26 protein-coding genes are annotated in these 26,302 nt (G+C 67.5%); 7 read left to right on the top strand and 19 right to left on the bottom strand.

Annotation, left to right across the window (positions count from 1 at the left end; genetic code table 11):
* The first annotated feature begins 81 nt into the window (after nt 1–81).
* The 4 genes from I0K15_RS18460 to I0K15_RS18445 all read left to right on the top strand — a co-directional run bounded on the left by I0K15_RS18460 (nt 82) and on the right by I0K15_RS18445 (nt 5,913).
* Nucleotides 82–1,443 (top strand): efflux RND transporter periplasmic adaptor subunit, encoded by a 1,362-nt coding sequence (locus tag I0K15_RS18460; RefSeq protein WP_196102944.1) that lies wholly within the window; start codon nt 82–84, stop codon nt 1,441–1,443.
* Nucleotides 1,440–5,042, top strand: a complete 3,603-nt coding sequence (locus I0K15_RS18455) for an efflux RND transporter permease subunit (protein ID WP_196102943.1) — start codon at nt 1,440–1,442, stop codon at nt 5,040–5,042. Before I0K15_RS18460 ends, I0K15_RS18455 begins: the two co-directional genes overlap by 4 nt.
* A gap of 269 nt (nt 5,043–5,311) precedes the next feature.
* Complete coding sequence (locus I0K15_RS18450) at nt 5,312–5,473, top strand: hypothetical protein (RefSeq protein ID WP_196102942.1); 162 nt, start codon at nt 5,312–5,314, stop codon at nt 5,471–5,473.
* Nucleotides 5,474–5,706: 233 nt separating this feature from the next.
* Entirely contained in the window at nt 5,707–5,913 is a 207-nt protein-coding gene (locus I0K15_RS18445) for a hypothetical protein (protein ID WP_196102941.1), read from the top strand.
* Nucleotides 5,914–5,962: 49 nt separating this feature from the next.
* Here the strand turns inward: I0K15_RS18445 and I0K15_RS18440 are convergent, their stop codons facing one another.
* The 3 genes from I0K15_RS18440 to I0K15_RS18430 all read right to left on the bottom strand — a co-directional run bounded on the left by I0K15_RS18440 (nt 5,963) and on the right by I0K15_RS18430 (nt 9,310).
* On the bottom strand, nt 5,963–7,621 hold the full coding sequence (locus I0K15_RS18440) for a flotillin family protein (protein ID WP_196105527.1): 1,659 nt from the start codon (nt 7,619–7,621) through the stop codon (nt 5,963–5,965).
* A 36-nt stretch (nt 7,622–7,657) separates the two neighbouring features.
* On the bottom strand, nt 7,658–8,356 hold the full coding sequence (locus tag I0K15_RS18435; protein WP_230374180.1) for an OB-fold-containig protein: 699 nt from the start codon (nt 8,354–8,356) through the stop codon (nt 7,658–7,660).
* A 75-nt stretch (nt 8,357–8,431) separates the two neighbouring features.
* Nucleotides 8,432–9,310 carry an NAD(P)-dependent oxidoreductase gene (locus I0K15_RS18430; protein WP_196102940.1) on the bottom strand — a complete coding sequence of 293 codons (879 nt, stop codon included), beginning with the start codon at nt 9,308–9,310 and terminating at the stop codon, nt 8,432–8,434.
* Nucleotides 9,311–9,422: 112 nt separating this feature from the next.
* On the opposite strand from I0K15_RS18430, the gene I0K15_RS18425 reads away from it, so the two are divergent.
* Nucleotides 9,423–11,891, top strand: a complete 2,469-nt coding sequence (locus tag I0K15_RS18425; RefSeq protein WP_196102939.1) for a penicillin acylase family protein — start codon at nt 9,423–9,425, stop codon at nt 11,889–11,891.
* 7 nt (nt 11,892–11,898) lie between these two features.
* On the opposite strand, the gene I0K15_RS18420 is transcribed toward I0K15_RS18425, so the two are convergent.
* The 14 genes from I0K15_RS18420 to iscR all read right to left on the bottom strand — a co-directional run bounded on the left by I0K15_RS18420 (nt 11,899) and on the right by iscR (nt 22,268).
* Entirely contained in the window at nt 11,899–12,201 is a 303-nt protein-coding gene (locus tag I0K15_RS18420; protein WP_196102938.1) for a hypothetical protein, read from the bottom strand.
* Nucleotides 12,202–12,259: 58 nt separating this feature from the next.
* Entirely contained in the window at nt 12,260–12,841 is a 582-nt protein-coding gene (locus I0K15_RS18415; protein WP_196102937.1) for an ATP-dependent Clp protease proteolytic subunit, read from the bottom strand.
* A gap of 332 nt (nt 12,842–13,173) precedes the next feature.
* Nucleotides 13,174–14,394, bottom strand: coding sequence for a cysteine desulfurase (locus tag I0K15_RS18410; protein ID WP_196102936.1), 1,221 nt, complete (start codon nt 14,392–14,394; stop codon nt 13,174–13,176).
* A 93-nt stretch (nt 14,395–14,487) separates the two neighbouring features.
* Nucleotides 14,488–15,150, bottom strand: a complete 663-nt coding sequence (locus I0K15_RS18405; RefSeq protein WP_196102935.1) for a Yip1 family protein — start codon at nt 15,148–15,150, stop codon at nt 14,488–14,490.
* Nucleotides 15,151–15,215: 65 nt separating this feature from the next.
* Entirely contained in the window at nt 15,216–15,836 is a 621-nt protein-coding gene (locus tag I0K15_RS18400; protein ID WP_196102934.1) for a YIP1 family protein, read from the bottom strand.
* Complete coding sequence (locus I0K15_RS18395; protein WP_196102933.1) at nt 15,829–17,109, bottom strand: SufB/SufD family protein; 1,281 nt, start codon at nt 17,107–17,109, stop codon at nt 15,829–15,831. Before I0K15_RS18395 ends, I0K15_RS18400 begins: the two co-directional genes overlap by 8 nt.
* Nucleotides 17,110–17,865, bottom strand: coding sequence for a Fe-S cluster assembly ATPase SufC (gene sufC, locus I0K15_RS18390; protein ID WP_196102932.1), 756 nt, complete (start codon nt 17,863–17,865; stop codon nt 17,110–17,112). It abuts the gene before it with no gap.
* A gap of 9 nt (nt 17,866–17,874) precedes the next feature.
* Nucleotides 17,875–18,189 (bottom strand): heavy metal-binding domain-containing protein, encoded by a 315-nt coding sequence (locus I0K15_RS18385; RefSeq protein WP_196102931.1) that lies wholly within the window; start codon nt 18,187–18,189, stop codon nt 17,875–17,877.
* Entirely contained in the window at nt 18,186–18,440 is a 255-nt protein-coding gene (locus tag I0K15_RS18380; RefSeq protein ID WP_196102930.1) for a hypothetical protein, read from the bottom strand. The genes I0K15_RS18385 and I0K15_RS18380 overlap by 4 nt, the downstream gene beginning before the upstream one ends.
* Before the next feature lies 1 nt (nt 18,441).
* Complete coding sequence (locus tag I0K15_RS18375; protein WP_196102929.1) at nt 18,442–18,822, bottom strand: hypothetical protein; 381 nt, start codon at nt 18,820–18,822, stop codon at nt 18,442–18,444.
* Nucleotides 18,823–18,891: 69 nt separating this feature from the next.
* Nucleotides 18,892–19,113: a hypothetical protein gene (locus tag I0K15_RS18370; protein ID WP_196102928.1), complete on the bottom strand. Its 222-nt coding sequence runs from the start codon at nt 19,111–19,113 to the stop codon at nt 18,892–18,894.
* A 2-nt stretch (nt 19,114–19,115) separates the two neighbouring features.
* Complete coding sequence (gene sufB, locus I0K15_RS18365; RefSeq protein ID WP_196105525.1) at nt 19,116–20,639, bottom strand: Fe-S cluster assembly protein SufB; 1,524 nt, start codon at nt 20,637–20,639, stop codon at nt 19,116–19,118.
* Between the two features lie 20 nt (nt 20,640–20,659).
* Nucleotides 20,660–21,703, bottom strand: coding sequence for a cysteine desulfurase family protein (locus tag I0K15_RS18360; RefSeq protein WP_196102927.1), 1,044 nt, complete (start codon nt 21,701–21,703; stop codon nt 20,660–20,662).
* Nucleotides 21,704–21,809: 106 nt separating this feature from the next.
* Entirely contained in the window at nt 21,810–22,268 is a 459-nt protein-coding gene (gene iscR / locus I0K15_RS18355; RefSeq protein ID WP_196102926.1) for a Fe-S cluster assembly transcriptional regulator IscR, read from the bottom strand.
* Between the two features lie 164 nt (nt 22,269–22,432).
* Between iscR and I0K15_RS18350 the strand changes: the two genes are divergently transcribed.
* Nucleotides 22,433–23,086: an alpha/beta hydrolase gene (locus I0K15_RS18350; protein ID WP_196102925.1), complete on the top strand. Its 654-nt coding sequence runs from the start codon at nt 22,433–22,435 to the stop codon at nt 23,084–23,086.
* 158 nt (nt 23,087–23,244) lie between these two features.
* On the opposite strand, the gene I0K15_RS18345 is transcribed toward I0K15_RS18350, so the two are convergent.
* Together I0K15_RS18345 and I0K15_RS18340 are read right to left on the bottom strand one after the other, a co-directional pair.
* Nucleotides 23,245–24,285 (bottom strand): sensor histidine kinase, encoded by a 1,041-nt coding sequence (locus I0K15_RS18345; RefSeq protein ID WP_196102924.1) that lies wholly within the window; start codon nt 24,283–24,285, stop codon nt 23,245–23,247.
* Nucleotides 24,286–24,360: 75 nt separating this feature from the next.
* Nucleotides 24,361–25,524, bottom strand: a complete 1,164-nt coding sequence (locus I0K15_RS18340) for a M20 aminoacylase family protein (protein WP_196102923.1) — start codon at nt 25,522–25,524, stop codon at nt 24,361–24,363.
* A gap of 161 nt (nt 25,525–25,685) precedes the next feature.
* On the opposite strand from I0K15_RS18340, the gene I0K15_RS18335 reads away from it, so the two are divergent.
* Nucleotides 25,686–26,291 (top strand): hypothetical protein, encoded by a 606-nt coding sequence (locus I0K15_RS18335; protein WP_196102922.1) that lies wholly within the window; start codon nt 25,686–25,688, stop codon nt 26,289–26,291.
* The last annotated feature ends 11 nt before the right edge of the window (nt 26,292–26,302 follow it).

Here is a 26,302-nt window from a genome sequence, read left to right as displayed (position 1 = left end):
TAAATTGCCGCAGCGCACTTGTTGCGCTAGTGTGGCCTCGCTATCTCGCACCAAGTGCAACCGGTGTCTCGGAGCCTAGACATGAAGATCCTGCCGATTTTGTCCGCTATCCTGGTCATCGGAGCACTATATATGGTGGTTCTGGAGCGGGAGCGCCTGATGGCGTGGCTGCCCGCCCCCGCCGAGACCGAGGAGACCGCCGAGGCCGTCGCCGAAGAGGAAACGGTCGCGGTCATCGAGGAAACCGACGTCACCCAGCCCATCGCGGTCGTCGCCCTGCGCTCCGAAGCGCGCGAGGTGCAGAGCGGTATCATCCTGCGCGGCCGCACCGAGGCGGCGCGCAACGTGGATGTGGCCGCCGAGACGACGGGCCAGGTGATCTCCCCGCCGCTGCGCAAGGGGCGCCAGGTGCAGGAGGGCGACCTGCTGTGCCGCCTCGACGCGCAGACGCGGCAGGCGGAGCTGGCGCAGGCCCGCGCGGCATTGGCCGAGGCGCAGGCCAACGAGGTTGCCGCGAGCCAGCTCTCCCAGCGCGGCATCACGTCCGAGAACCAGGCGATTTCACGCCGCGCACAGCTCGAAGCGGCGATCGCCTCGGTCGAGGCGGCGGAGCGGGAGATCGAGCGGCTGGAGATCCGCGCGCCCTTTGCCGGTGTGCTGGAGACCGATACGGCCGAGCTCGGCTCGCTGCTGACCTCCGGCACAGTGTGCGCGACGATCCTCGATCTCAGCGAGATCCGCCTCGTGGGTTTTGCCGCCGAGCGCGACGTGAACAAGATCCAGGTGGGTGCCCAGGCGGGCGCGCGGCTGATCTCCGGTGAGGAGGTCACGGGCCAGGTCGTCTTCGTCGGCCGCTCCGCCGATCCGCTGACCCGCACCTTCCGCGTGGAGGTCGTGGTGCCGAATGCCGACGGCGCGCTGCGCGACGGCTCGACGGCGGAGATCGTGATCGCCCTCGCCGGTGTGACGGCGCACCTGCTGCCGCAAGCCTCCCTGACGCTCGATGATACCGGCGCGCTCGGCGTGCGGGTGGTCGAGGAGGGTGTGGCGATGTTCAAGCCGGTGGAGATCATCCGTGACGGCGCGGACGGCGTATGGGTGTCAGGTCTCGACACGCAGGAGGATGTCATCGTCGTCGGCCAGGAATTCGTGAATGACGGCCGCAGCGTCGCGCCGACCTTCCGCGAGGCCGGTGCGGACGAGACTGATCACACCTTCCTGATCCCGGGCCTGCCGCTGGACGGGCCCGCGCCGCAGCTGACCACGCTTGCCGACATGATGCCGTCGGAATCTGAAGGTGACGAGGCGGCGCTGAGTGCCAGCGACGTGCTCGCCGACGCCCCGGCCCAGGCGGTTCAGGCCGAGATCGGCATGGCGCCGCCGCGCGCCCGGCCCGGCAATCTGCGCGTTCCGGACGCGGCAGCAGAGGACATCGCGCAATGACGGGTATCGTCGACTGGGCCGCCTCGCGCGCCCGCATGGTCTTTGCCTTCATCGTCCTGTCGCTCGCGGCAGGGTGGCTCGCCTATACCGGCCTTCCGAAGGAGGGCGAGCCCGATATCGACGTCCCCGTCCTCGTCGTCACAGCCCCCCTGCCCGGCGTCAGCGCCGAGGATGCGGAGGATCTGCTGGTCCGCCCGCTGGAGACGGAGCTGCGCGACCTCGAAGGGCTCGATTCCATGACCTCCACCGCGGCGGAGGGCGTGGGCATCGTCGTGCTGGAGTTCGAGTTCGGCTGGGACAAGTCGGCGACCATCGCCGATGTGCGCGACAAGGTGGACCAGGCGCAGGCGGACTTTCCCGAAGACGCCGAAGAGCCGACGATCAGCGAGATCAACTTCTCCGAATTCCCGATCCTCGTCGTGTCCCTGTCGGGGAACGTGCCCGAGCGGACGCTGCTGAGGATCGTCAAGGACCTGCAGGACGAGGTCGAATCCCTGCCCGAGGTGCTGGAGGCGGGCCTCGCCGGGCATCGCGATGAGATGCTCGAGGTCATCATCGATCCGCTGCTGCTGGAGGCCTACAACGTCACCGCCGGCGAGCTGCTGGCGGCCGTGCAGAACAACAACCAGCTCGTCGCGGCGGGCGAGGTCGAGAACGGCTCCGGCGCTTATGCGGTCAAGATCCCGTCGAGCTTCGACGAGCCGCAGGATGTCTACGACCTGCCGGTGAAGGTGAACGGCGACCGGGTGATCACGCTGGGCGACCTCGCAAGCATCCGCCTCACCTTCGAGGATGCGCAAGGGACCGCCCGCTACAATGGCGAGACGACGGTCGCGCTACAGATCGTCAAGCGCAAGGGCGTGAACCTGATCGACACGGTCGCCCTGCTGCGCCAGACAGTGGCCGAGCAGGTGGCGATGTGGCCGCCGGAGCTGCAGGACGCGGTGCGCGTCGACTTCTCGATGGACGAGTCGACGAACGTGCGCGACATGGTCAGCCAGCTCGAAGCCTCGGTCCTCACCGCGATCGCGCTGGTGATGATCGTGATGCTGGGGGCACTTGGGATGCGCTCCGCACTGCTTGTGGGCTTCGCGATCCCGACCTCGTTCCTGTTGTGCTTCGCGCTCCTCTCCATCCTCGGCATGACGGTGTCCAACATCGTGATGTTCGGCCTGATCCTCGCGGTGGGGATGCTCGTCGACGGCGCGATCGTGGTGGTGGAATACGCGGACAAGCGGATCCAGAACGGCGAGGGGCCGATGCGCGCCTATGCGGCGTCGGCCAAGCGCATGTTCTGGCCGATCATCTCGTCCACGGCGACGACGCTCTGCGCCTTCCTGCCGATGCTGTTCTGGCCCGGCATTCCCGGCGAGTTCATGGGGATGCTGCCCGTCACGCTGATCTTCGTCCTCTCCGCCTCGCTCGTGGTGGCACTGGTCTACCTGCCGGTGGTCGGCGGCGTGGCCGGGCGGATCACGCGGGCGCTGGAGAACGGCTCGAAGGGGCTCCAGCGGCGGTTGCACTGGGCGCTGCGCATCGTGCTCTTCCTCGCGGTGGGCGCGGTGCTCGTTGGTGTGGTGATGGCGTTCCTGACGCTGCCGGCGGCGCGGCTGCCGCTCGCGGCGGGCATCGTGCTGATGTTCATGGCGCTGTCGATGGTCGGGGGCTCGTTCAAGCGCAGCCCGCGGGAGGCATCGCCGCGCGCGGGCTACCGGCACAACCTCTTCGGCTGGCTCACGAAGATGAACGTGTCCAACCCGATCACGCCGTTGCTTACCATCGCGGCGGTGGCGGGCTTCGTCGTCTTCACGTTCGGCTATTTCGGCCAGAACAACAACGGCGTGGAGTTCTTCGTCGAGCAGGAGCCCGAGCGCGCCATCGCCTATGTGCGCGCCCGCGGCAACCTCAGCCTCGATGAAAAGGACCGGCTGGTGCGCGAGGTCGAGGACGTGATCCTCGGCACCGACGGGGTGGAGTCGATCTTCGCCTTCGCGGGCTCCGGCGGGCTCAACCAGAATACGGGTGGGGACAGCGCGCCGAAGGATGCGATCGGCCAGGTGCAGATCGAGCTGGAGCCCTGGGGCACGCGCCGCGACGGCAACGAGATCCTCGACGAGATCAACGAACGCCTCGCCGCCCTGCCCGGCATCCGGGCCGAGATCAGCGAGGCGGCGCAAGGCCCTGCCCAGGGCAAGCCCGTCCACCTGCGGCTGACCGGCACGGATTGGGAGGACCTGCTGGCCGCCTCCACCAGCGCGCGGATGCAGTTCGACGAGACGCCGGGCCTGATCGACGTGGACGACACGCGGCCCCTGCCCGGCATCGACTGGCAGATCGACGTGGATGTGGAGGCCGCGGGCCGCTACGGCGCGGACGTCGCCATCGTCGGCGGCATGGTCCAGCTCGTCACCCGCGGTATCCTGCTCGACACCATGCGGACCGAGACCTCGGACGAGGAGATCGACATCCGCGTCCGCTTCCCGGAGGAGGACCGGATCCTCGCCACCCTCGACGGCCTGCGGGTGCGCACGAATGATGGCCTCGTGCCACTCTCCAACTTCGTGACGCGCCAGCCGGTGCCGAAGCTGGCCGAGATCAACCGCTACAACTCGCAGCGCTATTTCGACGTGCGCGCCAACGTGGCGGACGGTCTGATGACGGTGACGCGTGCCGAGGACGGCTCCATCGTCGATGTCGTCTCCCCGGCGGAGGCGGGTGAGTATGCGGGCGACAAATACGTCGTCGCCCCTGTCACGCCCACCGAGCGGATCGAGGCGCTGACCACCTGGATCGAGACCGAGGCCCCCTTCCCCGCCACCGTCGGCTGGGAGTGGACCGGCGATCAGGAGGAACAGGCGGAGAGCCAGGCCTTCCTGATGTCGGCCTTCGCAGGTGCGCTCGGTCTGATGTTCGTGATCCTGCTCGCGCAGTTCAACTCGTTCTACAACGCCGTCGTCGTGCTGATGGCGGTGGTGATGAGCGTGGCGGGGGCGCTCTGGGGCATGATCATCATGAACCAGCCCTTCTCGATCATCATGACCGGCACGGGGATCGTGGCGCTCGCGGGGATCGTGGTGAACAACAACATCGTTCTGATCGACACCTATCAGGAGTACAGCCGCTACATGTCGCGGCTCGAGGCGATCTCGCGCACAGCGCAGGACCGCCTGCGGCCGGTGCTGTTGACCACGATCACCACGATGGCAGGCCTGGCGCCGATGGCTTGGGGCGTGTCGCTGAACTTCGCCCAGGGCGGCTATGCGGTCGACGCACCAACCGCGCTGTGGTGGAAGCAGCTCGCGACGGCGGTGGTCTTCGGCCTCGGCATCGCGACGGTGCTGACGCTGGTCTTCACCCCGTCGATGCTGGCGCTGCGGGTCTGGGCGATGACGATCCTCGGCTGGCTGGGCCGCGGCCTCGGCGGGCTGATGAGCGGGCGCAATGCGAAGGTGAACCGCGACGGTGCCCTGCGCCAGCGGGCGCGCCGGGCGCGTCGTCCGGGCGAGATCGACTGGACCGACGACGCCGCGTGGCCCGAGGCCGCACCCGATGCGCCGGAATACCAGCCGCCGGGCCAGCGCCCGCTCGCGGCGGAGTGATCTGCAGCGTCTCTGCTTCCGTCTCAGACGGGGCGGTGTGGGCTCAAGCGCCCGCACCGCCGCCTGAACGAAGTTGAAGAGCGGGCCGTCCGCAGAACATGCCCATTGAAATCATAGGAAACCATGACAGCGGGCGCGGCCATTGGCGGCTTGTCGAATTGGTGATTTCCGGGAGCAGCAGAGACTTCGATTTCGGAGAGATCGTGCTACCCGCAACCGGCGAGCCGGTCTCCAACTAGCAGATCGCGTGGGACGAACGGATCCTTTCGGTGGACGGCGAGGAGCCAGGTCGTCAGATCATCCGCGCGTGCTTTTTCATCTACAAGGCGACCGACGGCCCGATCCGGACGTCGATAGGGAATATTCCGCTGCCTGCGGAGACGCCGTTGCCCGATCGGCTCGAGAACATCGAATTCGAAGATCCAGGCTAGCTGATTGGCGACATATGCCCGAACAGCCGGCAGGCGCGCAGACAGATATGGAGGGTCGCGGGCCCGACGGGTTCGATCGAGGGCGTCGCGGTCGCGCTTGTGACCCTGTTTAGGACGATCTCCGTCCGTGCAGGCATCTTATCCGTTCAATATAGTGCTCCATGCGACTGCACCCGCCCCCGGTTGGGCAGAGTTAAGCTATTCGAAATCAATAGCTTGAGAGGGAGATCGCCATGATGCTCTATCCCGCTCTCATCCTGACCCTGACCGTCAGTGCTGCCATCAACATGATGGCCGAGAGCCTGACGAGAGAGACTGCGCCACACGGCTCGCAGCGGCCGCGAAATGAGAAACGCCCTGCCGGACGGGCGAGGCGTTTCGGGCGGCTCACGGGCATGAGCCCGAGTGCCTGGGTGGCGCAGAACAAGGCGGGCGCCTGAACGCAAGGCGCCCCGCACGGGATGCGGGGCGCCAAGGGGTCTGAGGGACTTATTCGGCCGCGAGGGGCGGCTTCGGCTCCTGCTCGTCGGTCGCCGGCTCCTCCTTCGGGGCCTCCAGCGCGCCGGAGGCGACGGCGGCGAGGCCGTCTTCCATCGAGAGGCCCAGCTCGTCGCCGAGCTTCTTCATCGCCGGGAGCTGGAGCGCCATGCCGAGGATCGAGTCCATGGCCTGGTTGACGGGCGTGCCGCCGGAGCCGTCGCCCGCGGCACCGCCGCCGTTCATGCCGGTGACCTGGTGGATCTTGATCGAGTCGATCTTCTCCGCCGGCTTCACCATCTCGGCCACGATCTGCGGCATCGCCTCCAGCCGCGCGAGGGCGACCTTCATGTCGATGATCGCGGACGATAGTGCGTTCTCGGCTTCGGTGATCGCGCGCTGACCCTCGGCCTGGGCGAGCAGGTCCTTCTTCTTCGCCTCGGCGCGGATCGAGACCGCGTCGGCGTCGGCCTGCGCCTCCTCGCGACGGGCATCGGCGCGATCCTGGGCGGCGTCCTTCTCCGCCGTCGCCTCGACCCGCAGGCGCGTGGCCTGACGCTCGGCCTCGCGGGCCGCCTCGATCAGGGCGATCTGCTTGGAACGCTCGGCCTCCGCGACCGCGCGGGCGGTCTCGATCGCCTCGGCGGCCTTCTTCGCCTCGGCGCGGGCGGTGTCGGCGCTGGCGCGCGCGCGGCTCTCCTCCTCCGACTTGGTGGCGATGATGATCTGGCGCTCCTGATCGGCGACCTCGACCTCGCGCTCCTTCGCGATCTCGGCCGCGCGGATGGCCTGCTCACGGGCGATCTCGGCGGCGCGCACAGCACGCTCACGGGTGATGCGGGCCTCCTCGCGCTCCTTCTCCGCGTCCTCCCGTCGGCGGGCGATCTCGGCCTCCTGCGCGGCGCGGAGCGTCTCGAGCTCCTGGACCTGGGCGATCTTCGCCTGCTCCTCATCGCGCTCGATATTGTACTTCTCGCGCTCGGCGACCATGGCCGCCCGGCGCACCTCGACCTCGGCCTCCGCTTCGATGCTTGCGCGCTGTTTCTTGGACTCCGCGATCACCTCGGCGAGTTTGCGCATACCCACGGCGTTGAAGGCATTGTTTTCGTCGAGCGCATCGAAGGGCGTCTGGTCGAGCGCGGTGAGCGAGACGGACTCCAACTCCAGACCGTTCTTCAAGAGGTCCTCGGAGACGGTGTTCTGCACCTCCTGCACGAACTCGGCACGGTTCTCGTGCAGCTCGTCCATGGTCATGCGGGCGGCCACGGCGCGCAGGCCGTCGATCAGCTTGCCCTCGATCATCTCGCGGAGCTGGTCCACGTCGAAGGTCCGGTCGCCGAGGGTCTGGGCCGCGCGGCTGACCCCGTCATCGGTGGCATTGACCGAGACGTAGAACTCCACGCCCACGTCCACGCGCATCCGGTCGCGGGTGATGAGCGCGCCGTCGCCGTTGCGCGCGACCTCCAGGCGGAGCGTCTTCATGTTGACGTACTTGATCTCATGCAGCAGCGGGATGGCGATGGTACCGCCGTCCATGATGACCTTCTTGCCGCCGGAGCCGGTCTTGACGATCGAGACCTCACGGGTCGTGCGGCGGTACAGCCGTGCCATGACGAGGCCGATGAATACGACGAGGGCGAGAATCACGCCGACGAGAAATGCAATCTCCATCATGAAGAAACTCCTTTGTCCGATGGTCTGCGGCCGTTAGTCGGCCAGGGGCGTGGCAGTGAAGCTGCCATCTCTTTGTCTCAGGATGAGGACATCGCTGCCCTGTTCGATCGCCTCGACCCCGTCTGCGGGGACGACGCGGAGGTATTGCAGGTTGCCGTAGGCGTCGCGCACGCGCGCCTCCGCCGGGTTGCCGGGGCGAGCGGTGCCCTGCGTGATCGTGCCCACCCGGCCGCCGAGGCGGCGGCGGGAGACCGCCGAGCTCTCCGTCTTCGGCATGATGCGGGCCACGAGGGTCGAGACCTCGCGGGCGAAGAGGAGGCCCGGCGGCAGGGCGATGAGGGCGGCGAGCAGCACAGGAAGCGGGCCGATCAGGGCCGTGGCCGCCGATTGCAGGAAGACGCCGGTGAGGCCGAAGCCCGCCAGCAGGCTCGCGACCCAGATCAGGAAGGGAACGCGGCCGAGGCCGAGCCAGGAGAGGAGGCCACCGCCGGCGGAGAGGCCAGTCTCGACCTCCGCCTCGACGGCCTCGACCCCGGCTTCGATGCCCGCCTCAAGGTTGAAATCGGCGCCCGCGTCCGTGTCGAAATCCACATCCGCGTCGATGTCGCTGTCCGCGCCCAGCAGCGAGCCGCCAAGCATCAATGCGAACAGTTCCAGCAGGATCAGCCCCGCCAGCAGTCCAAGCGAAATCGCAAACGGACGCACTGCGCCCGAAGCAAGAAGCTCCAGCACCCGACACCTCCCTCTTGTTCGGTATACTTATGTATATCGGGTCACGAGGTCGTGAGCGCAAGGGGCTGTACTGGTTTATTCGCCGTCGAGCCTGCGCAGGCGCCGAATGAGACTTGATGTGTCCCATCTGCCACCCCCCATGTTCTGCACGTCCTGATAGAACTGATCGACTGTGGCGGTTATGGGGACGGAGGCACCGATATTGCGCGCTTCGTCCAGCACAATGCCCAGATCCTTGCGCATCCAGTCGACGGCGAAGCCGAAGTCGAACTTGTCGTCGAGCATGGTCGGCCCGCGGTTCTCCATCTGCCAGGAGCCCGCCGCACCCTTGGAGATCACGTCAACGACCGCGTGGCCGTCGAGCCCGGCCTTCTGCGCGAAGTTCAGCCCCTCGCTGAGCGCCTGCACCAGCCCCGCGATGCAGATCTGGTTGACCATCTTGGTGATCTGACCGGCCCCGCTGTCACCCATCAGGCGGCAGGACTTCGCGAAGGCGGCGATCACCGGCTCCGCGCGGTCGTAGGCCGCCTGCCCGCCGCCGCACATCACGGTGAGCACGCCGTTCTCGGCCCCCGCCTGCCCGCCGCTGACCGGCGCGTCGATGAAGTGGAAGCCGTGTTCGCCGGCGGCGGCGGCAAGCTCCCGCGCCACATCGGCGGAGGCGGTGGTGTGATCGACGAAGACGGCGTCCGTGCCGACCGCGGCGAACGCGCCGTCCTGCCCGGTCGTGACCGAGCGCAGGTCGTCGTCGTTGCCCACGCAAGCGAACACGAACTCGGCGCCGTCCGCGGCCGCGGCAGGCGTCGGAGCAGCCGTGCCGCCATGCTCCTTGGCCCACGCCTCGGCCTTCGCGGCGGTGCGGTTGTAGACCGTGACCTCGTGGCCCTTCGCCGCGAGGTGCCCGGCCATGGGATAGCCCATCACGCCCAGCCCGATGAATGCGCATTTCGCCATGTCGGCGTCCTCCCTATGCTTTGATCGCGCGCAGCGTCGGGGGCCGATTGCACCCTGTCAAGCGCACTGGTAGTGCTTGGGAAATCCCGGAAACCGATGAGAGGATGCCGGCGTGGTCACGCTGTTCAGATGGCTGGTTCGGATCGTGCTGGGCCTCGGCCTGCTCGCCGCGGGTCTGCTGGTGCTCGCCTGGTATCTCGCCAGCGGATCGCTGCCCGATTACGAGAGCCGGGTGGAGGTCGAGGGGATCACCGCACCGGTGGAAATCGTGCGCGACCGCCACGCCGTCCCCCACATCTTCGGCGAGACGGAGGAGGACGTCTATTTCGGCCTCGGCTACGCCCACGCGCAGGACCGCCTGTGGCAGATGACCATCCTGCGGCGCACCGCGCAGGGGCGGCTGAGCGAGCTTTTCGGCGAGGCGACGTTCGAGATCGACCACCTGTTGCGCGCGCTCGACATCTACGGCGTCGCGCGCGCCATGGTGCCCAACCAGTCGGAGCGCACGCAGGCCGCGATGCGCGCCTATGCGGACGGGGTGAACGCGCGGCTCGCGGAAGTGCAGGTCGAGGCGCTGGGGCGCGGCTCGCCGGAATTCTTCATCTTTTCCCGCGCGATAGCACCCTGGACCCCGACGGATTCGATTGCCGTGAACCGCATCATGGCGTTGCAGCTCACCGGTCACGCAGGGCTGGAGGTGCGGCGGGCGGAGCTTTCGCTGCTGCTGCAGCCCGAGCGGCTGCGCGACCTGATGCCCGACGCGCCGGAGGTGGCGATGATGGGTGGCAGCCCGGAATTTGCGGAGCTGTTCCCCGAGATGGACTTCGCCGCGCTGCCCGAGATGCCGCGCCATCCGCTGGACCCGGTGGCGCCCTTGGGCTTTGCCGGGGCTTCGAACGCCTGGGCGGTGGACGGCTCGCGCTCGGCCTCCGGAGCGACGCTCATGGCCTCGGACCCGCATCTGGGGCTGTCCGCCCCTTCGATCTGGATGCTGGCGCGGCTGGAGTTCCCGCAAGGCGGTGTGATCGGTGGCACGATCCCGGGGCTGCCGGGCGTCATCATCGGGCGCAATGACGACTTCGCGTGGGGGCTGACGACCACGGGAACGGATGATCAGGACATCTATATCGAGCGGATCGATCCCGCCGATCCCGACCGGTACCTGACGCCCGATGGCTCGCAGCCCTTCCGCACGCGCGACATCCTGATCGGGGTGGGAGATGAGCCTGCGCGGACCGTCACGCTGCGCTGGACCCGGCACGGCCCGGTGATCCCGCCGCACCGCTACGGCGTGGCTGCGATCACGCCGCCGGGCCATGTGGCGGCGCTGGCATGGACCGCGCTCGACCCCACGGACCGCTCGATGGACAGCCTGATCGAGATGCCTTTCGCCCGCTCCGTCGAGGAGGGGCGGCGCGCGCTCGAAGGGCTCATCGCGCCCAGCCAGAACTTCACCATGGCTGACCGGGAGCAGGTGGCGATCCAGGTCGGCGGCCGTGCGCCCCTGCGCCGTGAGACCCACCAGGGTGAGGGCCGGATCCCCGTGCCCGGCTGGGTGGAGGAAAACGACTGGCTCGGCCTCGTCCCGTTCGAGGAGATGCCGGGGACATACAATCCCCGCTCCGGCCTCGTGCTCAACACCAACAACCGGGTCACGGTGCGCGACTTCCCCTACCATGTCAGCCACGACTGGGGCGACACGCAGCGGATCCAGCGCGCCCGCCGCCTGCTGGCCGAGCGGGAGTTCCACACCGTCGACAGCTTCATCGAGGCGCAGACCGACACGGTGAGCCAGACCGCGCGCATCCTGCTGTCCCTCGTGGCGCGGGACCTGTTCTGGACCGGCAACCCGGTGTCGGAGGATGCCCTCTCCCCCATCCGCAACGTCGCCCTCGACCGCCTCGCCGACTGGAACGGGGAGATGAGCGAGCACGGGCCCGAGGGGCTGATCTATGCCGCCTGGATGCGCCACCTGCAACACCGCCTGATCCGTGACGAGCTTGGCGGACCGATGGCCGAGCGCATCACCCGGCTGGAGCCGCTCTTCATCGAGCGGGTGTTCCGCGACATCGACGGCGCGGGCGTCTGGTGCGACGTACGGACATCGGCGCCGGTGGAGACCTGCCTGGAGATGGCGCGCCTGTCGCTCGACGATGCGCTCCTGGACTTGCGGGAGCGCTATGGCAGCCGGGTCGAGGGCTGGCGCTGGGGCGACGCGCATCTGGCGATGCAGGAGCACGAGGTGCTGAGCCGCGTACCGGGCCTCTCGCTGATCGCCTCGATCATCCAGCCGACCTCCGGCGGGGACAATACGCTGATGCGCGGGCTGACGGCGGGCGACGGGCCGAACCCGTTCGCGAATGTCCACGCCTCGGGCCTGCGCATGGTGGTCGATTTCGGTGATCCGGAGAGCTCGCGCTACATCATCTCCACGGGCCAGTCGGGGCACCTCCTGTCCCGGCACTACGATGATCTGTCGGTGCTGTGGCGGCGCGGCGACTACATCCCGATGAGCCTGAGCGAAGACCGCGCCCGCGCCGATGCGATCGGCGTGACGGAGCTGGTGCCGCGCGGGGAGTGAGGGAGGCTCACCCGCGCGCGGTCTTCCTGCGCAGAAGGCTCAGAACGATCGCTGCGACCGCATGATATGCGAGGACCGCGATCGCTGGTGCAAAGATGACGATGGCTAGTGCCGGTGCGTCCGTGAGCTGCGAGGCGATCGGCAGCCACAACAGCACCAGAACCAGCGGCAATCCGCAGAAATGCATCACCACCGCGATCGGCCGAAGCCTGGGACGCGACGCGAGCTTTCGATCCTGTCGGCGATAGAGCAGATGGAGCGCGAGGAAGGCTCTCAGAGGCCGGGATATCTCGGGACGCCGCTCGCTCACCCCGTCCTCCCGCGCCCATGCGAAGAAGGGACCCTACCAGAGGGTCCCTTCCGATGCCTCAGCCCAGCTCGTCCACGGTGACGATGACGCGGTCGAGGATGCCGTACTCCTTCGCCTCGTCCGTGGTCATCCAGCGGTCGCGGTCGATGTCCTCGAGCACCTTCTCGACCGGCTGGCCGGTCGCGTCGGAGATGGTCTTGGCGAGGCGTTTGCGCATGATCTCGATCTGCTCGGCCTGGATCGCGATGTCCGTCACCTGACCGCCGACGCCGCCCGAGGGCTGGTGGATCAGGAAGCGGGTGTTGGGCAGACAGACCCGATCCTCCTTCGGCACGGCGAGGAAGATGTGCGTGCCGGCACTCGCCACCCAGCCGGTGCCGACGATCTTCACCCGCGGCTTGATGAACTTGATGATGTCGTGGATCGAGTCGCCCGCCTCCACATGCCCGCCCTGGGAGTTGAGGAAGAGTGTGATGTCCTCGTCGCTGTCCTGCGCGAGGGCGAGCAGGTGGTTGATGACGCGGCTCGCCATCTTCTGGTTGATCTCCTCGCAGATCAGCACCTGGCGCGCCTTCATCAGGCGGTCGGTCATCGGGTCCGCGCCGGATTTCTTCTCGTCGGTCTTGTCGTCGTCGCTCATGGCGTGCCTCTTCCGGTTGGTCGGGGGACAGTTAGTCATCGGGGGCCGGGAACCACAATGGCTCCCTTGAGAAAATCGGGCGGCGGCGGGATGCCTCCGGCGGGCGTATTGGGGGAAAGATGAAGACGGCCGCTCCTTCATCTTTCCCCCAATACGCCGGGGGTCCGGGGGCCGCGCCCCCGGGGTCGGCTAAAACGGGCGCCGCTCGGTCCGGGGCTCCGCCCGTTCGGCGCTGAAAACGCTCCACTGGAGCGTTTCCGGGACGCCGCTCCCCCGGGGCTCCGCCCGTTCGGCGCTGAAAACGCTCCACAGGAGCGTTTTCCGGGCGCGCCTCACCCAAACAGCCGGTGGCAGGTCTCCAGGGCGTCGACCAGAACGTCCACCTCTTGGGTTGTGTTGTAGAGGCCGAAGCTGGCGCGGCAGGTGGCCGTCGTGCCCATGTGCTGCATCAGCGGCTGGCAGCAGTGGTGACCGGCGCGCACGGCAACGCCCTTCTGGTCCACGACGGTGGAGATGTCGTGGGGGTGCGCGCCGCCGGCCATGGTGAAGGAGAAGATGGCGCCCTTGCTCGGCGCCTCGCCTTGCACGTTGATCCAGTTCAGGCCCGCGAGCCGTTCCTGCGCGTAGTCGCGCAGCCCCGCCTCATGCTTGGCGATCGCCTCCATGCCGAGGCCCTGCATGTAGTCGAGGGCGGCGCCGAGGCCGATCATCTGGACGATGCCGGGCGTGCCCGCCTCGAACTTGTGGGGCGGGTCGTTATAGGTGACCTCGTCGCGGGTGACCGTACGGATCATGTCGCCGCCGCCCATGAAGGGACCCATCTCCGCCATCCGCTCGGACGCGATCCACACCGCGCCGGAGGCCGAGGGGCCGTAGAGCTTGTGGCCCGTGATGCAGTAGAAGTCGCAGCCGAGCGCCTGCATGTCGACCGGCATGTGCACGGCGGCCTGCGAGCCGTCTACCGCCAGCGGGATGCCGCGGGGCTTCAGGATCTCCGCCACCGCGGCGATGTCGACCACGGTGCCGAGCACGTTGGACATGTGGGTGAGCGTCACGAGCTTCGTCCGCTCGGTCAGCGCCTCGGCCACGCGGGCGGGATCGAAGCTGCCGTCCGCCTCGGGCTCGACCCACACGAGCTTCACGCCGCGCCGCTCGCGCAGGAAATGCCAGGGCACGATATTGGCGTGGTGCTCCATGACGCTGAGGATGATCTCGTCGCCTTCGGAGAGGTTCTCCATCCCCCAGCCATAGGCGATCAGGTTGAAGCCCATGGTGGAGCCGGTGGTGAAGATCACCTCCTCCTCCCGCGGGGCGTTCAGGAACCGGGCGATCTTGCCGCGCACCGCCTCGTAGTTCTCCGTCGCGATGGTGGAGAGGGTGTGGAGGCCGCGATGCACGTTGGCGTATTCGTGGCCATACGCCTTCGACACCGCGTCGATCACCGCCTGCGGCTTCTGCGCGCTGGCGCCGTTGTCGAGGTAGACCAGCGGCTTGCCGTTCACCTCGCGGCTCAGAATCGGAAAGTCGCGGCGGACCGCGTGCACGTCATACATGACAGCCTCCTTCGCGCGGGGTGTCCCGCGCCGTCAGGGCTACAGAGATAGGGAGATGCGCGCCCTGCGAAAGGGCGCGCGGGGTCGCAGGGCTCAGTAGGCCGAGAGGTCCGGCGAGATGGCGAGCCCGATGAAGACCGCGAGCGTGGCGAGGATCGACATCACCATGAAGATCGGCGGCGCCTTCATCTGATGCGCCTCGGCCAGTCCATGCGAGATGAAGAACACGAAGGGGATGAGGCTGCCCCAGTAGAGCGGGACCACGTACCACGGCTCGCCACCGCCCGACACGCCCCAGATCGCAAGTGCAACCGTGATGAGCGAGGCGAGCAGGCTGAACGGCGCCGCGACCAGCGCGCCCCAGAACACGCCCGCGCGGGTGTCGCGCCAGCTTCCCTTGCCGCCGAAGAGCTTCAGCGTGAAGCCGCAGCCCGCCGCCAGCACGTACATCAGCGCCGTGCGCATCATCAGCGTGCCGATCAGCACGAGGCTGGTCACCGCAGGCACCGGGATGTCGGGCATCGGCATGACGATGGTCTTGAGCGTCCAGCTCAGGAAGACCACGATATCGGCCATCAGCACGTAGAAGAGCAGCCGCCCCTCGGCCGGATCCTCGCGGATCAGACGCCGGGTCGATGTGCCCATGTCCCGCCAGGCGTCGAGCACACGCCAGGCCAGGTTCGCATGTTTCTCTTCGAAATGTCCGTGCGTGACTTCGAATTCGTCCGAGACGCTGTTCGAGTAATCGTCCGACAAAGCCCTGCTCCCCGTCCCCACGATTCAGGTATGCGACGACATTTCGGCGAGAATGGGGCACGTAATCAACCCTGTGCGAGCAGAAGGCCGAAACCGATCCAGGCGCCACCCACCAGCAGGGCGAAGGTCAGGACCACCGGCCAGGTGCGGGTGAAGCCCTCCGCCTCGGCCAACGAGGCGGACCAGACGTAGAGCAGGACGAGCTGTGCCATCAGCGTGGCAAGGCCCGCCGCCTCGGTCAGGAAGGGTGTTCCGATGCCGAGGGCGGCCGCGGTGACGACGGCCGCGAGCAGGGCCAGCGGCGCGCAAGCGAGGAACGACCAGCCGAGGGCGAGGCGCGCGCTCGACCAGCTGCCCTGCCCGCCGAAGAGACGCGCGACGAGCCGCGTGAATGCGGCAACGAGCAACAGAACGAGCGTGGTCATCAGAACACCGATGGCGATCTGGAAGACGCGCGCGGCGATGAGCACGCCAAGGCTGTTGCCCGCCGCGTCGTCGGACAGGCCGCCCCGCGCATTGGCCACCGGCAGGTTGGCGAGCGACCAGAGCACCGCGCCGATCAGGAGGTAGGTGAGCGCCCTGCCCTCCCAATCGCCGATGCTCATCTGCCGCCGCATTGCCGCGCGCGGGTTGCCCCAGGCGCGCGGGATCTCACCGGCGACGCTGGTGGGCGCCGTCTCAGCCACGGCGCGCCAGCCAGCCGCCGATGCGCTCGCGGATCGTCTCGGCCAGCGCCTCGTCCTCGATCTCCTGCACCGCTTCGTCGAGGAAGGCGATGACCAGCATGTTGGTCGCGTCCTTCCGCGGCACGCCGCGGGAGAGCAGGTAGAAGAGCCCGGTCTCATCGAGCCCGCCACAGGTCGAGCCGTGGGAGCACGCGACGTCGTCGGCGTAGATCTCCAGTTCGGGCTTGGCGAGGAACTGGCTGTCATCGTCGAGCAGCAGGCCCTGGCTGATCTGGTAGCCATCGGTCTTCTGCGCGCCTTCCTTCACGAGGATCTTGCCCTGGAAGACGCCGGTGGCACCCGATTTCAGCACCTTCTTAAAAACCTGGCGGCTTTCGCAGTTCACCCCGTCATGGGTGACGAAGACGGTGTCGTCGTGGTGGAAATCGCCCTCGCCGATGGAGGCACCGGCCACATGCGCAACAGCGTCGTCGCCGGTGAACTCAACCACCTGCTCGTTGCGGGTGAGCACGCCGTTCACGGTGAGGGTGAAGGACTTGTAGGTCGCTTCCGCCGCCAGCCGGGTGAACATCGCGGTAAACGCCTGCCGCTCGTGGTCTCTACCTTGCGCGCGCACGTGATGCAGCGCGCCGCCCTCGGCGATGTCGATCTCGAACATCTTGTTGAAGCGGGCAGCGGCCGGGCCGTTCTCCAGCACCGTCAGCTCCGCGCCTGCATCGACGCGGACGAGGTTGTGCAGGACGGCGTCCGAACTCTCATCGCTGTGGATGTAGTTGAAGCGGACGGGGCGCGCGACATTGCCGGTGGCGCGGATGACCATGCCCTCGGAGGCGACGGCCGTGTTGAGCGTCGCAAGCTCGCGCGGCACCGGGGTCTGGCCGCGCTCTTCCAGCTTGCCGAAAAGCTCGCCGGCCCAGTGGATGTCGCTCTCCAGCGCCTCGGTCAGCGGCTGGATCTCCAGGTTCTCACCCTCCAGCGCGTCGGAGTGCGCCGGGTCGAAGACACCGTCGACGAAGGTGAGGACTAGCGCGTCGATGCCCTCGAAGACCGGGTCGGCCTCCATCACGCCGGCGCGCGCCGTGTCGGCCACCAGCTTCGCGGGGTTGGTGAAGCGCCAGTACTCGTCGCGCCGCTGGGGCGCGCCGACCGCCATCAGCCGCTCGCGCGCCGACTGGCGCACGGCCTCCGCCCATTTCGCGCCGGGCTTGCCGAGCGTATGACGGGCGATCAGGCCTGCGGCATCGACCGGGTTTTTCGCCTTGACCGCAACCATTTACGCCACCTCGCCGAGGATGTCGGCATAGCCGTTGTTCTCGACCTCGAGGGCGAGCTCCGGCCCGCCGGTCTTCACGATCTTGCCGTCGGCCATGATGTGCACGACGTCCGGTTTGATGTGGTCAAGCAGCCGCTGGTAGTGCGTGATGACGAGGAAGGCGCGGCCTTCGCTGCGCAGCGCGTTCACGCCGTCGGCGACCAGCTTCATCGCGTCCACGTCGAGTCCGCTATCGGTCTCGTCGAGGATGCACATCTTGGGCTCCAGCATCGCCATCTGCAGGATCTCGTTGCGCTTCTTCTCGCCACCCGAGAAGCCGACATTGACCGGGCGCTTGAGCATATCGGCGTCGATCTTGAGGCTCTTCGCCTTCTCGCGGATCACCTTGAGGAATTCGGCGGCGCTCAGCTCCTCCTCACCACGGGCCTTGCGCTGAGCATTCACGGCCGTGCGCAGGAAGGTCATGTTGCCCACGCCGGGGATCTCAACCGGGTACTGGAAGGCGAGGAAGAGACCCTCGGCCGCGCGCTCCTCCGGCTCCAGGTCGAGCAGATCGGTGCCGTCGAGCTCCGCCGACCCGTCCGTCACTTCGTAGCCGTCGCGGCCCGCGAGGACGTAGCTCAGCGTCGACTTGCCCGAGCCGTTCGGACCCATGATCGCATGGACCTTGCCCGCCTCGACGGTGAGGTCCACGCCCTTGAGGATCTGCTTGTCCTCTTCCTCAAGCTTCACGTGCAGGTTCTTGATCTCAAGCATGATTTTCCCTCATTCGTCGAGCGTCACGGAGGTGCCGGAGGCCGACACCATCAGCATGTTGTTGATAACTTCGTAGTCGAGATCGACGCCGACGACAGCATTGCCGCCCGCCTGCGTCGCGCGTTGTTCAAGCTCAGCGAGCGCCGTCTCGCGCGCCTCCATCAGCGATGCCTCGTAGGCGCCGGACCGGCCGCCGACGATATCGGTGATCGAGGCGAAGACGTCGCGGAAGACGTTGGCGCCCAGGATAGCCTCGCCCACGACCACACCGTGATAGGCGACGATGCGGCGCCCTTCGACCGTTGGTGTGGTGGTGACGATCATTCGGCCGCCTCCTCCTCACGTTCCCGCTTCGGCGCATCGAGCTCCGGGTCCGTCTCGTAGAGGCCGAAGAAGCCGGCGATGAAGCCGTGCACGTAGTGGAAGATCACGGCGAAGATCCCCGCCTTCACCCCCGCGGTGAGCAGGAGTGCGAGGTTGGTGCTCGTCGTCCGGGTGAACCAGACGTCGGAGAGGAACGAGAGGATGAAGTAGATGACCGCCGCGATGATCGTGGCGCCCCAGTAGTGTCTCATGTCAACGTCCCCCATTCGGACCGAAGCGGTCGAATGCGCCGGTTGCCTTCGCCTCGGCGATCCTCGCCTGCACATCGCGCTCCCGGTCCCGGTGCCATTCCGCGCGCGCCTCGGTCTGCTGCGCGATCTGCCGTCGGACCGACCGCCTCAGCAACAGCATGTAGACGACCATGGCGATGGCAGAACCGGTGATGCCGCCCACCAGCAGATCGGTCGAGCCGAGTGCGATCGTCACGCCCATACCGGCCAGAAATGCCGTCATCATGAAGGCCGAGACGGCGACGAAGCGGACCCACTCTCCGATCAGAGTGAAGCGGTTCAGCGCGTAGCGGCGATTGGTGGCGTCGGAGGTCGAACCGCCCGTATAGGTTTCCCATTCCATGACGTTACCCGCGTCCGTTTACGGACCGAGGCGCGGCTCCGGAAGGGCAAGCCATGCTCCGCCCGTCCCTCATCGACGGCCCCGCGCCAGCGCTGCGCGCGTCGCCCGCGACCACAGGAGGCCGAGGCCTGCTCCGGCCACGCCGCCGATCACCGCGGCGAGGCCCGGTGCGCCGACGACGGCCCAGCCCATCAGGGCGCCGAGCTTGATGCCCAGCACGCCGCAGATGAGGAGCGTGGCGATCTCCGCCCCGCTCAAGCCGCCGCTGCTCTGCTCCGAGCGCTCGGTCACGTTTACCCCACCGAACCTTCCAGCGAGATGGCGACGAGGCTTTGGGCTTCCATGGCGAACTCCATGGGCAGGGCCTGCAGGACCTCCTTGCAGAAGCCGTTGACGACGAGGGCCACGGCCTCTTCCTCGTCCATGCCGCGCTGGCGGCAGTAGAAGAGCTGGTCGTCGTCCACCTTGGAGGTCGTCGCCTCGTGCTCCACGCGGGAGGAGTTGTTCTTCACCTCGATGTAAGGAACCGTATGCGCCCCGCAGGTGTCGCCGATCAGCAAGCTGTCGCACTGGGTGTAGTTGCGGCTGTCCTTGGCGCGGGGATGCATCGACACGAGCCCGCGATAGGTGTTCTGCGCCTTGCCCGCGGAGATGCCCTTCGAGACGATCCGCGACTTCGTGCGCTTGCCGAGATGGACCATCTTGGTGCCCGTGTCGGCCTGCTGGAAGTTGTTGGCGATGGCGATGGAGTAGAACTCGCCCTGGCTGTCGTCGCCCCGCAGGATGCAGGACGGGTACTTCCAGGTGACGGCGGAGCCGGTTTCGACCTGGGTCCACATCACCTTCGACCGGTCACCGCGGCAGTCGGCGCGCTTGGTGACGAAGTTGTAGATGCCGCCCTTGCCCTCCTCGTCGCCGGGGAACCAGTTCTGGACGGTGGAGTACTTGATCTCCGCATCCTCGAGCGCGACCAGTTCGACGCAGGCGGCGTGGAGCTGCGCGGTGTCGCGCTGCGGCGCGGTACAGCCTTCGAGATAGGACACGTAGCTGCCCTTGTCGGCGATGATCAGCGTCCGCTCGAACTGGCCCGTGTTCTCGGCATTGATCCGGAAGTAGGTGCTGAGCTCCATCGGGCAGCGCACGCCCTCGGGCACGTAGACGAACGACCCGTCGGAGAAGACGGCGGCGTTCAGCGTCGCGAAGTAGTTGTCCGAGGACGGGATGACCGAGCCCAGATACTTCTTCACCAGCTCCGGATGCTCCTGGATCGCCTCGGAGATCGAGCAGAAGATGACGCCCGCCTTGGCGAGCTCCTCCTGGAAGGTCGTGCCGACCGAAACGGAGTCGAAGACCGCGTCGACGGCGACCTTGCGACCCTCTGCCGGGATGCTTTCGGCGCCCTCGACACCGGCGAGGATCATCTGCTCCTTCAGCGGGATGCCGAGCTTCTGGTAGGTCTCCAGCAGCTTCGGATCGACCTCGTCGAGCGATTTCGGCTTCTCCGCCATGCTCTTGGGCCGGGCGTAGAAATACTGGTTCTGGTAGTCGACCGGCGGGTAGTTCACCATCGCCCAGTCGGGCTCGTCCATCTGGAGCCAGCGGCGATACGCTTCCAGCCGCCATTCGAGCATCCATTCGGGCTCGTTGTTCTTCTCGGAGATCAGGCGGACGATGTCCTCGTTCAGGCCCTTTGGCGCGAACTCCATCTCGATTTCCGTGTCCCAGCCGTGCTTGTACTTGCCGGCGAGGGATTGGACGGCGGCGACGGTCTCTTCCTCGACACCTTCCTTGACGCGGACATCATCCATGGCGTTCATCTCGCTGATCCTCTTCTTACTCACGCCGCCCGGGCGCGGAATTTCTCGTATTGCCTGAGCCAGGCATCGCAGAAGGCGCGCACCTCGGCTTCGGTATTGGTCGGGCCGAGCGACACGCGGATCGTGCTGCTTGCCACGTTTTCGTCGTGACCCATGGCGCGGATCACCTTGGAGGCCTTTACCTTGCCCGAGGAGCAGGCCGATCCGGCGGAGATCGCGAACCTCGCGAGGTCCATCTGCATCACCTGCGTCTCCCCCCGCCATCCGGGGACGGCGAAGCAGGAGGTGTTGGGCAGGCGCGGCCCCTCCGCCCCCATCAAGATAAGGTCGGGGCAGCCGTCCGCTAGGGTGGTTTCTAGAATATTTCTAAGTTCGGCGACGCGGTCCCAAGCCCCTGCCTCGAGCTCGCGCTGCGCGGCCTCGGCGGCGGCGCCCATCCCGGCGATGCCGATGACGTTCTCGGTGCCCGCACGGCGGCCCATCTCCTGCCCGCCGCCCTTCGTTTGCGGCTCGACGTCGAAGCCCTGCTTGAGGATCAACGCGCCGACGCCCTTCGGCCCGCCGAACTTGTGGGCCGAGACGATGGCCATGTCCGCGCCGGACCAGGAGAAGGCGAAGGGCACCTTGCCGATCGCCTGCACCGCATCGGTGAAGGCGAGGCCGTCCGGCAGCGTCTGGAGCACGCCGGTTTCGGAGTTCGCGGCCTGCAGTGCCGTTGCCGCGGGGTTGTCGGCGGTCACGCGGCCGCTCGCGTCGGCGACCAGATCACCACTGGTCCACGCCCCGACGCAATCATGCTCGACTGCGGAACTGGCGAGGGCGCGTCCGTGCAGCGCCAAGGCCGCCGCCTCGGTCGCCCCGGCCGTGAAGACGATGTCGGCGTTGGAGGCACCCGCGGCCTCCGCCACCTGCGCCCGCGCGCGCTCGACAATGGCCTTCGCGGCGCGGCCCTCGGCGTGGACAGAAGACGGGTTGCCGACGACATCCATGGCGGCGCGCATCGCGTCCCGCGCCTCGGGGCGCAGGGGGGCTGTCGCGTTCCAGTCGAGATAGGCGCGGGTCATCGCGCCCGCTCCGCACAGCCCCGGATCGGGTCCGGGGCGGTTGCGCAGGACGCCACCGTCCCGGCCTCCGCGCCGGGACCTTTCACTGACATGGCGAGCTGATCGCTCATTCGTCCACCATCTCGAGCAGCGCCGGCACGGCCGGGCACGGGGCGAGCTGGTCGCTGGTGATGTCGCTCAGCCGGGTCTGGTGCAGGAAGACGTAGACATGGGCCGAGAGCTGCTCCCACAGCTTGTCCGTCAGCTTCTGCGCATCCGTGTCGCCCTGCCCGCCCGACGCACCGGCCCCGCGGGTCATCGCGTTCATCGTCTCGTCGACGGCGGCGAGGATCTCGCTCACCCGAATCTGCGCGGGGTCCCGCGCCAGCCGGTAGCCGCCGCCGGGCCCGCGCACCGAATCCACCAGTCCGGCCCGGCGCAGCTTCACGAAGAGCTGTTCGAGATAGGCGAGGCTGATGTCCTGCCGCCCGCTGATCTCCGACAACGTGACCAGCGTCTCGGAGCCCTGCGCCGCAAGGTCGGCGAGGGCGATCATCGCGTAGCGTCCCTTGGTGCTGAGCTTCATCGGGCGGCCTCCGGCCAGGATCGGTTGACGCAAGCGGGCGCAGCGACTACTTCCGACGCCTCAGGAGGGGTCGCACCACGCCTCTCTTTAGAATTGTTCTAGAATAGCCGACCGGAACCGTCAAGCATAGGGCGTCCGGCGACGACAGACAGAGGGCGCCGCCGATGCCAGAGGTGATTTTCCCGGGACCCGAGGGTCGTCTCGAAGGACGCTATCACCCGCAGAAGGCCAAGGACGCGCCGATCGCCATCATCCTGCACCCCCATCCGAAGTTCGGGGGCACGATGAACAACAAGGTGGTCTACAACCTCCACTACGCCTTCCACGATCTCGGCTTCACCGTGCTGCGCTTCAACTTCCGCGGCGTGGGCCGCAGCCAGGGCGAGTACGACCAGGGGATCGGGGAGCTGTCCGACGCGGCCTCCGCCCTCGACTATTTGCAGTCGATGGCGCCGAACTCGCGCCAGTGCTGGGTCGCGGGCTTTTCGTTCGGCGCGTGGATCGGCATGCAGCTCCTGATGCGGCGGCCGGAGGTGGCGGGCTTCATCTCGGTCGCACCGCCCGCGAACATGTACGACTTCACCTTCCTCGCGCCCTGCCCCTCCTCGGGCCTCATCATCAACGGCGAGGCGGACCGCGTGGTGCCGCCGGCGGACGTGACGGGGCTGGCGGACAAGCTCAAGCAGCAGAAGGGCATCACCATCACGCATGAGACGGTGCCGGGTGCGGGCCATTTCTTCGAGAACGGGATGGACGAGATGATCGGCCGGGTGAAGGGCTACGTCACCCAGCGGATGGCCGAGCCGGGCGTGCGCTGAGGCGCGCCGTTCCCGGGCCGGCGCTCGGCCCGCTCTCGCAGGATCCGCCTCCGGCGGGCGTATTGGGCGAGAGTGATGACGCCGGGCGCGCGCCCTTTGCCCATCACTCTCTTCAAATACGCAAAGGTCCTCGGCCCGAAACGTGCGGGCGGCTCCGATCAGACCGCGGCGGGCAGCCGGATCTCGAACCGGGCGCCGGGTCCGGCGTCGCCGACGATCAGCTCGGCGTGGAGCTGTCGGGTCAGCGTCGTGATGATCGTGGTGCCCACGCCCGAGCCGCGGGCCGCGGAGGCGAGATCGTAGTTCTCCGGCAGGCCCACCCCGTTGTCGCTGTAGACCAGCCGCTCGACGGTGCGCTCGCCGTCGATCTCGATCGTGATCCGCCCCTCGGGCCGTCCTTCGAACGCGTATTTCAGCGAGTTGGTCATCATCTCGTTGACCATGAGCGCGATCGGGATCGCGATGTTGAGCGGGAGGGTGCAGCCCTCCGGCGCCTCGCAGCTCACCTCCACCGCCGCATCGCAGGAGAAGGCGCGCAGCACGTCGTCGGCCATGCTGCGGAAGTAGCTGCCCGCCTCGACCGTCGCATCCTCGCTGTTGCGGTAGAGCGCGGTGTGGATCGTGGCCATGACCCGGATCCGCCCTTCGACCTGGGCGAGCGCGCGGCGCGCGGCCTCATCCTGCACGGTGCGGGCCTGGAAGCGGACGAGGCTGATCAGGAGGCCGAGGCTGTTGGCGACCCGGTGGTTCACCTCGTGCAGCAGGATCTGCTGCGTCTCCATCGCCTGATCCAGAGCGGCGCGCTGGCGCTGCGCTTCGGTCTCGTCCCGCAGGGTGAGGACGGAGCCGAGGCGCGTGTCGTCCGCGGCCACCACGGGCTTGCTGGTGCCGACGGCGGCGACCTCGCTCCCGTCGGGGCGGTGGATCAGCCAGCGCGTATCCTCGATGACGGCACCGGTGTGGACCGTGCGGGCGAGCGGCAGCTCCTCGGAGGGATACGGCGTGCCGTCCTCGCGAAACAGGCTGTAGGTCTCGCTGTAATCCGCCGTCCCGACGCCGAGCTCGGCCACGCCGTGGATCCGGTGCGCGGCCTCGTTCACGTAGAGGATCTCGCCGTCGGGCGCCGTGATGATGACGCCCTCCGCCAATTGGGCGAGGGCGGCGAGCAGGAGTTCGCTGGCGCCGTCGGTCTGATCCATGGACCCCATCGGAACGGATAAAGGTTCCGAAAGGCTTAGCGCCCGCGACCTGCGATCTCAATTGCCGTTATGCAACTATGCGGCGGGCTGCGCCGTCTCCACCACCTTCACGAACCACGAGGCGCCGATCGGGCTGATCTCGTCGTTGAAGTCATATTCCGGGTGGTGCAGCCCTGCGCCGCCGCCCGCGCCGAGGAAGACGTAAGCCCCCGGCCGACGCTCCAGCATGTAGGAGAAGTCCTCGGCCCCCATCATCGGGGCGACGTCGGTGTCGACCTTGTCCTCGCCGGAGATCGTGCGCGCGACGCCCGCCGCGAAGTCGGTCTCGGCCGGGTGGTTCACGGTCACGGGGTAGCCGCGCTCGTACTTCACTTCGGCCTTCGCGCCATGGGCCTTCGCGATGTTCTCTGCCACTTCGGCCATGCGGGCGATCACCATCTCGCGCACCTCCTCGTCGAGGGTGCGGACGGTGCCGCCGAGCTTCGCCGTCTCGGGGATGACGTTGTGGGCGGTGCCGGAATGGATCGTGGTGATCGAGAGCACGCAGGACTTCAGCGGATCGACATTGCGCCCGGTGATCATCTGCAGGCCTTGCGCGATCTGGCAGGCGACGAGCACGCTGTCCACGCCCTTGTGCGGCATGGCGGCGTGGGCGCCGAGGCCGGTGACGTCGATCTCGAACGTATCGGCCGCGGCCATCAGGGGGCCGGCACGCATGTGGAAGGTGCCGAACGCCTCGCCAGGGTGGTTGTGGATGCCGTAGACCTGGTCGATGCCGAAGGTCTCCATCATCCCGTCCTCGCACATCGCGAGACCGCCGCCGCCGCCCTCCTCCGCCGGTTGGAAGATCAGGGCGACCTTTCCTGTGAAGTTGCGGGTTTCTGCGAGGTAGCGCGCGGCACCGAGCAGCATCGTGGTGTGCCCGTCATGGCCGCAGGCGTGCATCTTGCCCTCGACCTTGGACTTGTAGGGCAGATCGCGGACCTCCTGGATGGGGAGCGCATCCATGTCCGCGCGCAGGCCGATGGTCGGCCCGTCGCCCTGCCCCTCGATGATCGCCACCACGCCGGTCTTGCCGATGCCGGTCTCGATCCGGTCGACGCCGAACGACTTCAGCTTCTCCACCACGAAGGCCGCCGTCTCGTGGCAGTCATAACCGAGCTCGGGGTTCATGTGGATGTGCTGGCGCCACTCCTTCATGTCGTCGTGGAATTCGGCGATGCGGTTGATGATCGGCATGAAGCGGCTCCCGGTTGGATGCCGTTAATGAAGGGGCTGGACGGAGTGGCGTCAAGCAACTGCGGTGTCGCGGTGGGAGAGCGGGTGGCGGCAAGCTGCATCTGTGCAAGCCCGGTCAGGCCGTTAGGCTCTCGCTGCGGGAATCACGTCGGGGGGCGCGTATGAAAATCAGCCAGGTGATCGCTGCAATGCTTCTGGCAACGGGAGCCTCGGCGGAGGAGGTTGCGCTCGACCGGGTGCTGTCCGTTCTGACCGGCCCCGAGATCGACGTGCTCGACTGGAACGGCGATGGCTATCCCGATCGCGCGCTGCTGGTACTCCGCAAGGACGAGGCCGCGGCGGACCTCGTGCTGCTCACCACCGATCCCGCGAGCGGGCGCGCTGCCGTCAGTGACCGGTTCGAGCGCTTCCTGCCGCTCGACGCGAGCCCACCCGGCATGGCGTTCGGCACGGTAAGCCTCGGCCTCAATGTCGTCAGCGACATCTCGGACGTGGATCTGATCTACCTGCCGGTGCTGGGCCGGTCCGGGCTGCAGTTCCTCGGCGTGGAATTCGCCGTGTTGCGCGAGGGCTGGACGATCAGCAATGTCAGGGTCCAGTTTCAGCCGGGCTCTCCCGTGCAGAGCTGCGACCTCGTCTTCGCGATGGGTGAAGGCCGGATCTTGACCGATGAGGGATTGCAGGAGATCGCACTGGACGCGGAGCCCAAGGTGGCCGATTGGGGCTTCGACCAACTGCCCGAACCGTGCCGTTTCACCGCCGACTGAATCCTTGCTGG

Source organism: Pontivivens ytuae, from assembly GCF_015679265.1.
GTDB classification, from domain to species: domain Bacteria; phylum Pseudomonadota; class Alphaproteobacteria; order Rhodobacterales; family Rhodobacteraceae; genus Pontivivens; species Pontivivens ytuae.
Note: the sequence above shows the minus strand (reverse complement) of the source record. Positions and strands in the feature narration are given on the sequence as shown.